General features: G+C 71.4%; 10 protein-coding genes. 4 read left to right on the top strand and 6 right to left on the bottom strand.

Translation table 11 applies throughout. The features are described from left to right. Nucleotides 1-49: 49 nt before the first annotated feature. On the top strand, nt 50-874 hold the full coding sequence (locus tag AB0898_RS20485) for a thioredoxin domain-containing protein (RefSeq protein ID WP_366804361.1): 825 nt from the start codon (nt 50-52) through the stop codon (nt 872-874). An 80-nt stretch (nt 875-954) separates the two neighbouring features. Continuing rightward, nucleotides 955-2,625 carry an alkaline phosphatase D family protein gene (locus AB0898_RS20490; protein ID WP_366804362.1) on the top strand — a complete coding sequence of 557 codons (1,671 nt, stop codon included), beginning with the start codon at nt 955-957 and terminating at the stop codon, nt 2,623-2,625. Between the two features lie 7 nt (nt 2,626-2,632). On the opposite strand, the gene AB0898_RS20495 is transcribed toward AB0898_RS20490, so the two are convergent. Further along, nucleotides 2,633-3,202 (bottom strand): dienelactone hydrolase family protein, encoded by a 570-nt coding sequence (locus AB0898_RS20495; RefSeq protein WP_366804363.1) that lies wholly within the window; start codon nt 3,200-3,202, stop codon nt 2,633-2,635. A gap of 111 nt (nt 3,203-3,313) precedes the next feature. Here AB0898_RS20495 and AB0898_RS20500 point away from each other — a divergent pair, with 111 nt between their 5' ends. Continuing rightward, nucleotides 3,314-4,420, top strand: a complete 1,107-nt coding sequence (locus AB0898_RS20500) for a mechanosensitive ion channel domain-containing protein (protein ID WP_366804364.1) — start codon at nt 3,314-3,316, stop codon at nt 4,418-4,420. A gap of 38 nt (nt 4,421-4,458) precedes the next feature. Here the strand turns inward: AB0898_RS20500 and AB0898_RS20505 are convergent, their stop codons facing one another. The 5 genes from AB0898_RS20505 to AB0898_RS20525 all read right to left on the bottom strand — a co-directional run bounded on the left by AB0898_RS20505 (nt 4,459) and on the right by AB0898_RS20525 (nt 10,049). After that, nucleotides 4,459-6,045 carry a Na+/H+ antiporter gene (locus AB0898_RS20505; protein ID WP_366804365.1) on the bottom strand — a complete coding sequence of 529 codons (1,587 nt, stop codon included), beginning with the start codon at nt 6,043-6,045 and terminating at the stop codon, nt 4,459-4,461. A 97-nt stretch (nt 6,046-6,142) separates the two neighbouring features. Next, nucleotides 6,143-6,610 carry a GNAT family N-acetyltransferase gene (locus AB0898_RS20510; protein WP_366804366.1) on the bottom strand — a complete coding sequence of 156 codons (468 nt, stop codon included), beginning with the start codon at nt 6,608-6,610 and terminating at the stop codon, nt 6,143-6,145. Continuing rightward, nucleotides 6,607-7,551, bottom strand: coding sequence for an RluA family pseudouridine synthase (locus AB0898_RS20515; RefSeq protein ID WP_366804367.1), 945 nt, complete (start codon nt 7,549-7,551; stop codon nt 6,607-6,609). The genes AB0898_RS20510 and AB0898_RS20515 overlap by 4 nt, the downstream gene beginning before the upstream one ends. A 79-nt stretch (nt 7,552-7,630) precedes the next feature. Next, nucleotides 7,631-8,245: a signal peptidase II gene (gene lspA, locus AB0898_RS20520; protein ID WP_366804368.1), complete on the bottom strand. Its 615-nt coding sequence runs from the start codon at nt 8,243-8,245 to the stop codon at nt 7,631-7,633. Nucleotides 8,246-8,312: 67 nt separating this feature from the next. Beyond that, the gene (locus tag AB0898_RS20525; protein WP_366804369.1) at nt 8,313-10,049 is read right to left on the bottom strand and encodes a histone H1-like repetitive region-containing protein; all 1,737 of its coding nucleotides are present in this window, start codon (nt 10,047-10,049) and stop codon (nt 8,313-8,315) included. 1,161 nt (nt 10,050-11,210) lie between these two features. Here AB0898_RS20525 and ileS point away from each other — a divergent pair. Beyond that, nucleotides 11,211-14,348 carry an isoleucine--tRNA ligase gene (gene ileS / locus AB0898_RS20530; RefSeq protein WP_366804370.1) on the top strand — a complete coding sequence of 1,046 codons (3,138 nt, stop codon included), beginning with the start codon at nt 11,211-11,213 and terminating at the stop codon, nt 14,346-14,348. The last annotated feature ends 55 nt before the right edge of the window (nt 14,349-14,403 follow it).

Genomic DNA, 14,403 nt, shown 5'->3' on the forward strand with positions numbered 1-14,403 from the left:
CCTGTGCCCCGAGCACGTCGTGTGCGCGTCCCCTATGGAGATCACCACCATGAGCAACCGGAACACCCAGGCAGCGAAGACGGCGGCCCGCGAGCGGCTGCGCCAGGAGCGCGAGCGCGAGGCCAAGCGGGCCAAGGCCAAGCGGCAGATCATCGTCGCCGTCTCGGCGATAGCCGTGCTGGCCGCGGCGGGCGGCATCGGTTACGCGGTCGTCCAGGCGAACAAGCCGAGCGGCTGGGACGCGGCCAAGACCGCGAAGCTGGTCAAGCCCGCCCACTCCTCCGGCGCCGACGGCACGACCGTGGTCATCGGCAAGGACACCGCCAAGAAGACCCTCGTGATGTACGAGGACCCGCGCTGCCCGGTCTGCGCCCAGTTCGAGCAGGCCAACGGCGCCACGGTCGACAAGGACGTGGCGGACGGCAAGTACAAGATCCAGTACGTCGGCGCGACCTTCATCGACAACAACATCCCGGGCGAGGGCTCCAAGAACGCGCTGAGCGCGATGGGCGCGGCCCTGAACGTCAGTGGCCAGGCCATGCTCGACTACAAGGCGGCCCTCTACTCGGCGAAGTTCCACCCCGACGAGCAGGAGGACAAGTTCAAGGACGACGACTACCTGATCAAGGTGGCCGACACGGTGCCCGCGCTCAAGGGCAACGCGCAGTTCCAGAAGGACGTCAAGGACGGCACCTACGACAAGTGGGCGCTGCTGATGAGCGACAAGTTCAACGCGGACGGCAAGAAGTACGGCTTCCAGGGCACGCCGACGCTGATGATGGACGGCAAGAAGGTCACGGACTCCGGCGGCCAGAACGCCCCGATGAACGCGGCCGACTTCGGCCCCGCCATCACGAAGGCGCTCAAGGGCTGATCCCCTTCACCGAGTGAAGAGCGGGCGAACTTTCGGAGTTCGCCCGCTCTTTCGCTTACCGATCAGTAGCCTGATCGGCCGTGACCAGACCATCGAGACCTCTCGCGGCCGCCCAGGCCCTCGACTCCCTTGCCCCGAGCCGCCGTAGCGTCGTCAAGGCCGCCGCCGCCACCGCCGCGCTCGCCGGACCGCTCGCCGCCGCGCTGCCCGCGCGTGCCGCCACCGCCGCCCCCGTCTTCGCGCACGGCGTGGCCTCCGGGGACCCGCTGCCCGACGGGGTGCTGCTGTGGACCCGGGTGACGCCCACGCCCGAGGCGCAGCCCGGCTCCGGGGCGGGCCCCGACACCGAGGTGAGCTGGGTCGTCGCCCGGGACAAGGCGCTCACCTCGGTCGTCGCCTCCGGCTCGGCCACCGCGACGGCGGCCGCCGACCACACCGTGAAGGCCGACATCCGGGGCCTCGCGCCCGCCACCGACTACTGGTTCCGCTTCTCCTCCGGCGGCACCGACTCCCCGGTGGCCCGCACCCGCACCGCCCCGGCCCCCGACGCGAACGTCACCGGTCTGCGCTTCGGCGTGGTCTCCTGCGCCAACTGGGAGGCGGGCTACTTCAGCCCCTACCGCCACCTCGCGGCCCGCGGCGACCTGGACGCCTGGCTGCATCTGGGCGACTACATCTACGAGTACGGCAGCGGCGAGTACGCGAGCCGCGACAAGGTCGTCCGCCCGCACGCCCCCGCGCACGAGATCCTCACCCTGTCCGACTACCGCGTCCGGCACGCGAAGTACAAGACCGACCCCGACCTCCAGGCGCTGCACCTGAAGGCGCCGGTCGTCGCGATCTGGGACGACCACGAGTTCGCGGACAACGCCTGGTCCGGCGGCGCCACCAACCACACCGAGGGCGCCGAGGGCACCTGGTCGGCGCGCCAGGCCGCCGCCAAGCAGGCGTACTTCGAGTGGATGCCGGTCCGCCCGGCCGTCGCCGGCACCACCTACCGCAGGCTGCGCTTCGGCAAGCTGGCCGACCTCTCCCTGCTCGACCTGCGCTCCTTCCGCTCCCAGCAGGCGTCCACCGCGAGCGGCGCGGTGGACGACCCGGACCGTACGATCACCGGGCGCGCCCAGCTGGACTGGCTGAAGGCGGGGCTCAAGGCGTCGGACACCAAGTGGCGGCTGGTCGGCAACTCGGTGATGATCTCGCCGTTCTCGGTGGGCTCGCTCTCCGCCGACCTGCTCAGGCCGCTGGCCAAGCTGCTCGGCCTGCCGCAGGAGGGCATCGCCCTCAACACCGACCAGTGGGACGGCTACACCGACGACCGCCGCGAACTCCTCGCGCACCTCAAGGCCAACGTCATCGGCAACACGGTCTTCCTGACCGGCGACATCCACATGGCCTGGGCCAACGACGTGCCCTACGACGCGGGCACCTATCCGCTCTCGGCGTCCGCGGCGACCGAGTTCGTGGTCACCTCGCTCACCTCGGACAACCTCGACGACATCGTGAAGGTCCCCGAGGGCACGGTGTCGGCGGTCGTCGCGCCGGTCATCAGGGCCGCCAACCGGCACGTGCACTGGGTGGACACCGACCGGCACGGCTACGGCGTCCTCGACATCACCGCCGACCGCGCGCAGATGGACTACTACGTCATCTCCGACCGCGCGGACCCCAATGCCACGTCCGCGTGGGCGCGTTCGTACCGCACCCGCAGCGGCACCCAGAGCGTCGAGCGGACCTACGACCCGGTGTGACCCGGCGTCACAGGCTGTCGAGGAAGCCGAGCGCCACCCGCCAGGTGGCCTCGGCGGCCTCGGCGTCGTAGTCGGGGGTGTCCTGGAACATGTAGAGGTGACCGGCGCCGGGGTAGCGGTAGACCTCGACGTCGGCGCCGGCGCGGCCCATCTGGAGGTACCAGGCGCTCAGCCAGTCGTCCGTCTCGAACGGGTCCGGCTCCGCCACGTGCAGCTGGACGGGGAGTTCGTCCACGTGCGCGGTCGGCGCGATGTCCGAGGTGCCCTGGAGGAGCAGCAGCCCGCGGGCCTTCTCGTCGCCGAGGGCCAGGGTCTGGGCGACGGAGGCGCCGAGCGAGAACCCGGCGTAGACCAGGCCGCGTTCGGAGTAGGGCGCGGCCGCGAGCACCGCCCGCTTCAGCAGCTCCTCCTTGCCGACCTCCTCCTTGAACTCCATCCCCTCCTCGACCGTGTCGAAGGTGCGCCCCTCGAAGAGGTCCGGCGTCCACACCTCGTGGCCGGCCGCGCGCAGCCGGTCGGCGGCGTCGCGCACCTCGGGAGTGAGCCCGAGGACGGAGTGAAAGAGCATGATGTTCATGGCCCCATGGTGCCAGCCGGGGCCCCGAAGGCCCGTACCGGCACGGCCTCCTGCCCGTTCCACCGGGGAACACGCAGGTTCATGACGGCGTCTCGCGGTTAGGCGCACCGGATGGAGAACGACATCCGACCCCTGATCGTGGTCGGCGGCTGCGTCGTCCTCACCGTACTGATCGGGTGGGGCACCGACGTGCTGCTGCGCAAGGCCGACGGACAGCACGGCGAGACCCCGCTGTGGGGTCTGCTGCGCCGCTGCCGCATCCCTTATCAACTGGTCCTGCTGGCCGCGCTGCTCAGAGGTTCCTTCGCCCAGGTGCCCGCGCTCAGGGGGCACCGCGTGGGCATCGGGCAGACGCTGACCCTGGTGCTGATCGGCTCGACCGCCTGGCTGGTGATCGGTATCACCTCGGCCGTCGTGGAGACCTCGTACAGCCGCTACGCCCGCGCCCATCGCGACCCGGCCAGGGTGCGCCGGGTGCGGACCCAGGTGACGCTGATCATGCGGGTGGTCTCCGCGATCGTCGGCGTGGTGGCGGTGGCCGCGATGCTGCTGACGTTCCCGGAGATGCGCGCGGCCGGCGCCTCGCTGCTGGCCTCGGCCGGGGTGCTGGGCATCGTCGCCGGTGTGGCCGCGCAGGCGACGCTGGCCAACATGTTCGCCGGGCTGCAGATCGCCTTCGGCGACATGGTGCGCATCGGGGACACGGTCGTCGTGGACGGCGAGTGGGGCACCGTGGAGGAGATCACCCTGACCTTCCTGACCGTGCGGACCTGGGACGAGCGCCGGATCACCATGCCGGTCTCGTACTTCACCTCCAAGCCGTTCGAGAACTGGTCGCGCGGCACCCCGCAGATGACCGGGACCGTCTTCTGGCAGCTCGACCACAGCGCGCCGATCGAGGCGATGCGCGAGCGGCTGCGGGACATCCTGCGCGCCTGCCCGGCCTGGGACGGCCGCGCGCACAGCCTGGTGGTGACGGACACGGCCCCCAACACCATCGAGGTGCGCGCCCTGGTGACCGCGAAGGACGCGGACGACATCTGGACGGTACGGGTCGCGGTGCGCGAGCAGATGATCGCCTGGCTGCGCGCCGAGCACCCCTACGCCCTCCCCCGCGTCAACACCGGCGACGCGGTGCCCGCCCCGGACCATGTCCCGGCCCCGGACCGCAAGACCCTGCGCCACGCCTACGAGTTTCCGCGCACGGGGCGGGGTTAGGGGGCAGAGCGGGCGCGGCCGGGTGCCGGGGCGCCGGATCAGCGCATGCTGCGTACGTCCAGGTGCCGGAGCACCCGGTCGACGATCTCCGGGTCGGCGCCCGGCTCGCTGCGCGCGGCGAGAACCTCGTGGCGGGCCGCGCTCATCATCTCCGCCTGGATCTTGCGCACCCGCTTCAGCCGCCGCGCCCGCTGCTTGTGGGCCTCGCGGCGCTCCTCCTCGCCCATGTCGGGGCTGATCCGGATGCCGATGTCGAAGGCGCGCCGCAGCATCTGCTCCGACAGCTCCTCGGGCAGGTCCTCCACCTGTTCGATCTCCCGCAGCCGGCGCCGCGCCGCCTTGGTCGCGCGCACCGCCAGCTCCGTCTCGAACTCCTTCTCCCGCTCGGAGTCCGCCCGCACCCCGAGCCTGCGCACCAGCCAGGGCAGCGTGAGCCCCTGGAGCACGAGGGTGGCGATGATCACCCCGAAGGCGATGAAGATGATGATGTCCCGGTCGGGGAAGGACACGCCGTCCTTGGTCTCCAGCGGGATGGCGAGGGCCAGCGCCACGGAGGCCACCCCGCGCATCCCGGACCACCACATCACGACGGTCTCGCGCCAGCCGACCGGGATGTCCTCGTCGTAGTCGCGCCGGGCGTGCAGCCGCTTGGTCAGCCAGGTCGCGGGCATCAGCCACAGCAGCCGTACGAGGATCACGGTGGCCGCGACGGCCGCCGCCCAGCCGATCAGCTCGCCCCAGCGGCCGGAGGCGGTACGGATCGCGTTGTGCAGTTCGAGGCCGATCAGCCCGAAGGCCACGCCGGTCACGAGCGTGTCGATGATGTCCCAGAAGGTGTGCCCGGCGAGCCGGGTCATCACGTCGTCGGCGTCGGTGGCGTACTCGGCGAGGAACAGCGCGGTGGTGAGCACCGCGAGGACGCCGGAGCCGTGCAGCCCCTCGGCCAGGACGTAGGAGGCGTACGGCACCAGCAGCGTGAGCCCGATCTGGAGGGTGGCGTCGTCGAGCAGGTCCATCAGCTTGTTGGCGCCCCAGCCGAGGACCAGTCCGATGACGACCGCGACCACGGCGGACAGCACCAGGTCGAGCCCGGCGCCCCAGGGCGAGAACTCCCCGCTGACGGCGGCGGCGATGGCCACGTGGTAGAGCACGATCGCCGTGACGTCGTTGAAGAGCCCCTCCCCCTCCAGGATCGACACCAGACGGCGGGGCAGCCCGAGCTGTCCGGCGACGGCGGTCGCGGCCACCGGGTCGGGCGGGGCGATCAGCGCGCCGAGCGCCACCGCGGCGGCGATTGGCAGCCCGGGCACGATCGCGTGGGCCACGGCCGCCACGCACACCGTGGTCACGAAGACCAGCGCGACGGCGAGCAGGAAGATCGGCCGTTTGTTGGCCGCGAACTGCCGCCAGGAGGTGCGGCGCACGGCGGCGTAGAGCAGCGGGGGCAGCAGCGCGGGCAGGATGAGTTCCGGCGGGATGTCGACCGTCGGCACGAAGTCGAGCACCGCCAGGACCCCGCCGAACAGGGTCATCAGCACCGGCGCCGGCAGCCCGAAGTACTCCCCCACCGGGACGCTCACCAGGGCCGCGAGCAGCACCACGAACAACAGGGCCAGCTGATCCACGTCGAGCGCTCCGGGAGTCCGCGATCACACCGCAAAGCTCAAGACTGCCACGCCGCCCGGCCGGAGCCGGGGTCCGACCCGGCGGGCGGGGGGTCGGCTACAGGGTGCGGCGCATCGCCCGGTGCGGGATGCCGGCGTCCATGAACTCCGGACCGTACGGCGTGTACCCCAGGCGCTCGTAGAAACCGAGGGCGTGGGTCTGGGCGTGCAGGTCCACGGCGGTCAGGCCGAGCGCGCGGGCCGCGTCCTCCACGGCGCGCACCAGGGCCGCGCCGACGCCGAGTCCGCGCGCGGCGCGGGTGACGGCCAGCCGCCCGAGCGAGCCCACCGAGGCGTCCGCGCCGGTGTGCCCGGTCGCGGCCGCGCCGTGCAGCAGACGTCCGGCGCCGAGCGGGGTGCCGTCGGCGCTCATGGCGAGCACGTGCACGGCACCGGCGTCATGGGCGTCGTACTCGATGTCCTCGGGGACGCCCTGCTCGGCGACGAAGACCTCCTTGCGGACCGCGAAGCAGGCCTCGCGGTCGGCCGGTCCCTCGGCGACCCGGACCGTGTACGGCGTGCTCACGCGTAGGTCTCCTCCCGGACCAGGTCGAGGGCCTTTCGCAGGTCCTCGGGGTATTCGCTCTCGAACTCGACCCACTGGCCGTCCGCCGGGTGCTCGAAGCCGAGCCGGACCGCGTGCAGCCACTGGCGCTGCAGCTTGAGCCGCTTGGCGAGCGTCGGGTCGGCGCCGTAGGTCAGGTCGCCGACGCAGGGGTGGCGGTGGGCCGACATGTGGACGCGGATCTGGTGGGTGCGGCCGGTCTCCAGCTTCACGTCGAGCAGGGAGGCGGCGCGGAAGGCCTCGATGAGGTCGTAGTGCGTCACGGAGGGCTTGCCCTCGGCGGTGACCGCCCACTTGTAGTCGTGCTGGGGGTGGCGGCCGACGGGAGCGTCGATCGTGCCGCTCATGGGGTCGGGGTGGCCCTGGACCAGCGTGTGGTAGCGCTTGTCGACCGTGCGCTCCTTGAACTGGCGCTTGAGCGAGGTGTACGCCCGCTCCGACTTGGCGACGACCATCAGGCCGGAGGTGCCCACGTCGAGCCGGTGCACGATGCCCTGGCGCTCGGCGGCGCCGGAGGTGGAGATCCGGTACCCGGCGGCGGCGAGGCCGCCGATGACGGTCGGGCCGGTCCAGCCGGGCGAGGGGTGCGCGGCCACGCCGACCGGCTTGACGATGACGACCACGTCATCGTCGTCGTACACGATCTCCATGCCCTCGACGGGCTCCGCGACGATCTGGACGGGGGCGGGTGCCTGCGGCATCTCGACCTCCAGCCAGGCACCGCCGTGCACCCGCTCGGACTTGCCGACCACGGCGCCGTCGACCTGGACCTTGCCGGCCGCGGCCAGCTCCGCCGCCTTCGTGCGGGAGAAGCCGAACATCCGGGAGATGGCGGCGTCGACGCGCTCGCCCTCCAGGCCGTCGGGCACGGGCAGGGTTCGGATCTCGGGAATCGTGCTCACCCGTCGAGTATGCCGGACGGGTGCGAGGGCGCCGAACGAGCCTGTGGAAAACTCCGTCCGCCCGCCCTCGCCGGAGCCGTCAGTCCTTGTGGACGGTGCCGTCCGGGTCCAGGCCCCGGAAGGACAGCAGCACGATCAGGATGCCGCCGCACACGATCGCGGAGTCGGCCAGGTTGAACACCGCGAAGCCCTTGGGCGCGATGAAGTCGACGACCTCGCCCTCGAAGATGCCGGGGGCGCGGAAGATGCGGTCGGTGAGGTTGCCGAGCGCGCCGCCGAGCAGCAGGCCGAGCGCGATGGCCCAGGGGGTGCTGTAGAGCTTGCGGGCCAGTCGGATGATCACCCCGATGACGACGGCCGCGATCACCGTGAAGATGATCGTGAAGGCCGCGCCGAAGCCGAAGGCGGCACCGGGGTTGCGGATGGCGTGCAGCTCCAGCAGGTCGCCGACGAGCTGGATCGGGGCGTGGTGCTCCAGCTTGGCGACGACGATCAGCTTGCTGACCAGGTCGAGGGCGTAGGCGAAGACGGCCACCGCGAACAGCACGGCGATCCGGCGCCCGCGTCCGGTCCGCCGGGCGGCGGCGTCCTGTCCGTCCGTGCCGGGCCCGGCGGGCGCGGCGGCCGCACCGGGCCGCTCGCCGCTGTCTTCCGGGGTGTCCGGCGTACCGATGATGCGCTCCGCCTCTGCCACGTGAGTCCCTCAACCTAGGTGCCTGACTGACGACGAGACTACGGCACACCCCGGCGTACGCCCTCGCTCAGGAGCGCCGTTCCTGCTTCTGCTTGCACTCCACGCACAGGGTGGCCCTGGGGAACGCCTGCATCCGCGCCTTGCCGATGGCGTTGCCGCAGCTCTCGCACAGACCGTAGGTGCCCGCGTCCAGCCTTTCCAGGGCGCGCTCGGTCTGGGTGAGCATCTCGCGCGCGTTGGCGGCGAGCGCCATCTCGTGCTCGCGGGTGATGTTCTTGGTGCCGGTGTCGGCCTCGTCGTCGCCCGCGCCGTCCGCGCTGTCGCGCATCAGGCCGGCGAGCGCGGCCGCGGAGGAGCTGATCTCCTCGCGGAGCCGGTCGGCGTCGCCGGTCAGCTCCGCGCGGGCCTCGTCGACCTCCTCCGGGGTCCAGGGGTCCTCCCCGGGGCGTACGGCCAGCTCGCCGGGTTCGGCGGCGGGCCGCGCCTTGGGTACGGCGGTCTGCTCCGCCGTGGCCGTGCCAGGAGTCTTCTTCGCAACCACCCTCGTGGCTCCCGTCTGCCCGGCGGCCCGTGCCGCACCGGTCTTCTTGGCCGCGGTCTTCTTCGCGGCGGCCTTCTTCGCCGCCGTCTTCCCGACCGCCTTCTTCGCTGTCTTCCCCGCCGCGGTACCGGCGGTCTTCCCCGCGGCCTTCGCGGCCGCGCCGCGCTTGCCCTGGTCGCCCTGCGTGTTCTGGGTGCCCTCGGAGGGCGCCGCCTCGGTGGCTGTCGCCATGGCGGCCGTCTTCTCAGCAGTCACCGTCTCGCCGCCCGTTCTCTTCCGGCCCGTAGTGGTCTTCCTGGCAGTGGTGCGCTTGGCAGTGGTGCTCTTCTCCCCGACGTCTTCCCGCTTCCCCGCGGAAACTTTCGCCGGAGCGGTCTTCCCGACCTTCTTGGCCGGAGCCTTCTTGGCAGCGGCCTCATCAACGACGGCCTTCTTGCCAGCCGCCTTGTTGGCTGTGCCCTTGTTGGAGGTGCCCTTCTTGGCCGCCACCCCCTTCGCGGGCTCCCTCTTGCCGGTGCCCTTCTCGGCAGGCGCCTTCTTGGCGGTGCCGTTCTTGGCAGCCTCCTCGGCGGTGGCCTTCTTGGCGGCGGCCTTCTCGGCAGGCGCCGTAATGGCGGTCGCCCTCTTGGGAGGCGCTGTGATGGCAGGCTCCTTTTTGGCGGTGCCACTCCCGGCAGACGCCTTCTTGGCAGTCGCCCGCTCGGCAGACGCTTTCTTGGCGGCTCCCCTCTCGACAGACGCCTTCTTGGCGATGGCTCTCTCGGCAGGCGCCTTGCCAGCGGTGGTCCTCTTGGCAGGCTCCTTCTTGGCGATGGCTTTCTTGGCAGGCGCCTTGCCAGCGGTGGTCCTCTCGGCGGACGCCTTCTTGGCGGTGCCGTTCTTGGCAGGCGCCTTCTTGGCGGTGGTCCTCTCGGCAGGCGCCTTTCGGGTGGGGGCCTTCTTGGCCGGGGCCTTGTCAGCGGGGTCAGCATTCCCGGAAACCGGCTTCCGGGCGGCCACCTGCTTGGCCGACCTCTCCCGAGAACCGTTCCCCCGGGAGGCACCCTTCCCAACAGCAGCCTCCTTGACGGCCCTCTCCCGGAAGCTGTCCTCCCCGGAGACCCCCTTCCCAGAGGCCCCCTTTCCGGAGGAGCCCTTCTCGGAGGAAGCCTTCCCAGAGGTGCCCTTCTCGGAGGAAGCCCTCCCGGAGGAGCCCTTCCCAGCGGCCGTCTTTCCAGCGGCCTGCCTCCCGGACGCTTTCGCCGCACCAGACGAAGTCTTCACCCCGGACGCCTTCGCCGCACCAGATGCAGCCTTCACCCCGGACGCCTTCGCCGCACCAGATGCAGCCTTCGCCCCGGCCGCCTTCGCCGCACCGGACGGAGTCTTAGCCCCAGCAGCCCTCACTGCACCAGCCGCAGCCTCCGCCCCGGAACCCGCCCCCGCCGCACCAGACGAAGTCTTCACCCCGGACGCCTTCGCCGCACGAGACGCCGTCTTAGCCCCGGACGCTTTCGCCGCACCAGCCGCAGCCTCCGCCCCAGACGCCTCCTTCGCCCCAGACCCCGCTTTCGCCGCCCTGGAACCCGCCCCCGCCGCACCAGCCGCAGCCTTCGCCCTGGACGCCTCCTTCGCGCCAGACTCCGCTTTAGCCGCCCTGGAACCCGCCCCGGACGAAGCCTTCACCCCGGACGCCTTCGCCACACCAGACGCAGCCTCCGCCCCGGAACCCGCCTTCGCCGCCCCGCCGCCTCCCGAGGCCGCGCGCAGGTGGCGGTCGGGCCGGACCGGGGGGCCGACGCCGGCAAGGGTTCCCGCTGAGCCACCGGAGGTACCGGCGGTCTTCTTCGCCACCATGGCCGCGGCCCCTTCACATATTGTGATCTTGCACGCGAATCGTGCTGGGACGATAAATCGACTTGAGTCCCGCGGCAACGGGGCACGCCGCCCGATTCGCCCGCCCCGCACCCCCCGCGCAGCAGACCTGCATCCGTTGTGCCCAGCTCGCGTCCGGGTAATCCGCCGGAAGCACCGCGCCCTGACGCACACCTCGGCGGACTGCCCATTCGGGTCAGCGCCCCGCTCCCCCGCAGGCCGCCGGAAAACCGGTCGGCCGCTGTCCGCCCGGCGCCGTACACTGGGCGGAGCGAGAAGCGTGGATGGGGACGAGTAGCGTCGTACCGCAGCCCAGAGCGAGCCGGGGACGGTGGGAGCCCGGCGGCGAGCGCGATGTGAAGATCACCCCGGAGCCGCCGGAAGAAAGCCCCGCGAGGGGCGAGTAGAGCCGGCTTCGCGACCCCAATGAGGGGGCTCACCACCGGTAGGACACCGGCGGCGGGCCAAGGAGGGTGGTACCGCGGGAGCGCGCCGCATACGGCGTGAACAGGAAGAACGCTCTCGTCCCTCCGACGGAAGGCAGCAAGTTCCGTTGGAGGATGCTCGCAGATGACAGCGCCGACGTACCGCCAGGTGCCCGCCCAGGTCGACCTGCCCGCGCTTGAGCACGCCGTGCTCGACTTCTGGCGCGACCAGAAGATCTTCGCCAAGAGCCTGGAGCAGTCCGAGGGCCGCCCCGAGTGGGTCTTCTACGAGGGCCCGCCGACGGCGAACGGCATGCCCGGCGCCCACCACATCGAGGCCCGCGTCTTTAAGGACGTCTTCCCCCGCTTCCGCACCATGCGCGGCTACCACGTGGGCCGCAAGGCGGGCTGGGACTGCCACGGCCTGCCGGTCGAGCTGGCGGTCGAGAAGGAGCTGGGCTTCTCCGGCAAGCAGGACATCGAGGCGTACGGCATCGCCGAGTTCAACGCCAAGTGCCGCGCGTCGGTGACCCGGCACACGGACGCCTTCGCCGAGCTGACCAACCGCATGGGCTACTGGGTCGACCTCGACGACGCGTACCGCACCATGGACCCCGAGTACATCGAGTCGGTCTGGTGGTCGCTGAAGGAGATCTTCAACAAGGGCCTGCTGGTCCAGGACCACCGCGTCGCCCCCTGGTGCCCCCGCTGCGGCACCGGCCTGTCGGACCACGAGCTGGCGCAGGGGTACGAGACGGTCGTGGACCCCTCGGTCTACGTCCGCTTCCCCCTCACCTCCGGCCCGCTGGCGGGCGAGGCCTCGCTCCTGGTGTGGACGACGACCCCGTGGACCCTGGTGTCCAACACCGCGGTCGCCGCGCACCCGGACGTCACGTACGTCGTCGCCACCAACGGCGAGGAGAAGGTCGTCGTCGCCGAGCCGCTGGTCGAGAAGGCGCTCGGCGAGGGCTGGGAGACCACCGGGCAGTCCTTCACCGGCGCCGAGATGGAGCGCTGGACGTATCAGCGCCCCTTCGAGCTGGTGGAGTTCCCGGAGCCCGCGCACTTCGTGGTGAACGCGGAGTACGTCACCACCGAGGACGGCACGGGTCTGGTCCACCAGTCCCCCGCCTTCGGTGAGGACGACCTCAAGGTCTGCCGCGCCTACGGCCTGCCCGTGGTCAACCCGGTCCGCCCCGACGGCACCTTCGAGGAGGACGTCCCCCTTGTCGGCGGCGTCTTCTTCAAGAAGGCCGACGAGAAGCTCACCGAGGACCTCGGCGCGCGCGGCCTGCTCTTCCGCCACCTGCCCTACGAGCACAGCTACCCGCACTGCTGGCGCTGCCACACCGCGCTGCTCTACTACGCGCAGCCGTCCTGGTACATCCGCACCACCGCCGTCAAGGACCGGATGATCGCGGAGAACGAGCAGACCAACTGGTTCCCGGAGACCGTCAAGCACGGCCGCTTCGGCGACTGGCTGAGCAACAACATCGACTGGGCACTCTCCCGCAACCGCTACTGGGGCACCCCGCTGCCCATCTGGCGCTGCGACAACGACCACCTGACCGTGGCCGGCTCCCGCGCCGAGCTGAGCGAGCTGACCGGCACCGACCAGTCCTCCCTCGACCCGCACCGCCCGTTCATCGACGACGTGACCTTCCCCTGCCCCGAGTGCGGCGACACCGCCACGCGCGTGCCGGAGGTCATCGACGCCTGGTACGACTCGGGTTCGATGCCGTTCGCGCAGTGGGGCTACCCGTACAAGAACAAGGAGCTGTTCGAGAGCCGCTACCCGGCCCAGTTCATCTCCGAGGCGATCGACCAGACCCGCGGCTGGTTCTACACGCTGATGGCCGTCGGCACCTTGGTCTTCGACAAGTCCTCGTACGAGAACGTGGTCTGCCTCGGCCACATCCTCGCCGAAGACGGCCGCAAGATGTCCAAGCACCTGGGCAACATCCTGCAGCCGATCCCGCTGATGGACCAGCACGGCGCGGACGCGGTGCGCTGGTTCATGGCGGCCGGCGGTTCCCCGTGGGCGGCCCGCCGGGTCGGTCACGGCACCATCCAGGAGGTCGTCCGCAAGACCCTCCTGACGTACTGGAACACGGTCGCCTTCCAGGCGCTGTACGCCCGTACCTCCGGCTGGGCGCCGAGCGCGGCGGACCCGGACCCGGCCGACCGCCCGGTCCTCGACCGCTGGCTGCTGTCCGAACTCCACGCCCTCACCGACCAGGTGACCCAGGCCCTTGAGACGTACGACACCCAGCGCGCGGGCAAGCTGCTCTCCGCGTTCGTGGACGACCTGTCCAACTGGTACGTGCGCCGCTCGCGCCGCCGGTTCTGGCAGGGCGACAAGGCCGCGCTGCGCACGCTGCACGAGGTGCTGGAGACGGTCACCAAGCTGATGGCCCCGATCACCCCGTTCATCACCGAGCGGGTGTGGCAGGACCTGATCGTGCCGGTGACCCCGGGGGCGCCGGAGTCCGTCCACCTGTCCTCCTGGCCGGAGGCGGACCTGTCCGCGATCGACCCGGAGCTGTCGAAGCAGATGGTGCTGGTGCGCCGGCTCGTGGAGCTGGGCCGTGCCACGCGCGCGGAGTCCGGCGTCAAGACGCGTCAGCCGCTCTCGCGCGCGCTGGTCGGCGCCGCGGGCTTCGACGCGCTGGACCCGGAGCTGCACGCGCAGATCACCGAGGAGCTGAACGTGGCCGCGCTGGCCTCGCTCTCCGAGGTGGGCGGCTCGCTGGTGGACACCACGGCCAAGGCCAACTTCCGCGCGCTGGGCAAGCGGTTCGGCAAGCGGGTGCAGGACGTGGCGAAGGCGGTCGCCGCCGCCGACGCCGCCGCGCTGTCGCTCGCGCTGCGCGAGGGCAACGCGTCGGTGGAGCTGGACGGCGAGGTCGTCACGCTCGCCCCGGACGAGGTGATCATCACCGAGACCCCGCGTGAGGGCTGGTCGGTGGCGTCCGACTCCGGTGCCACGGTGGCGCTGGACCTGGAGATCACCGAGGAGCTGCGCCGGGCGGGCCTCGCCCGTGACGCGATCCGGCTCATCCAGGAGGCCCGCAAGAACAGCGGCCTGGACGTGGCCGACCGTATCGCCCTGCGCTGGACGGCGACGGACCCGGCGGTGACCGCCGCCCTCTCCGAGCACTCCGGCCTGATCGCGGAGGAGGTCCTCGCGACGGACTTCGCCGAGGGCGAGGCGGACGGGACGTACGGCGACGCCTTCACGGACGAGGGCCTGACCCTGACGTTCCGCCTCCGCAAGGCGTAACACCCCCGTACGAAGGCCCGGTTCCCCTCTGAAGGGGGACCGGGCCTTCGGCGTT

This window comes from Streptomyces sp. NPDC005435 (genome assembly GCF_040703155.1).
In the GTDB taxonomy this organism is placed as follows: domain Bacteria; phylum Actinomycetota; class Actinomycetes; order Streptomycetales; family Streptomycetaceae; genus Streptomyces.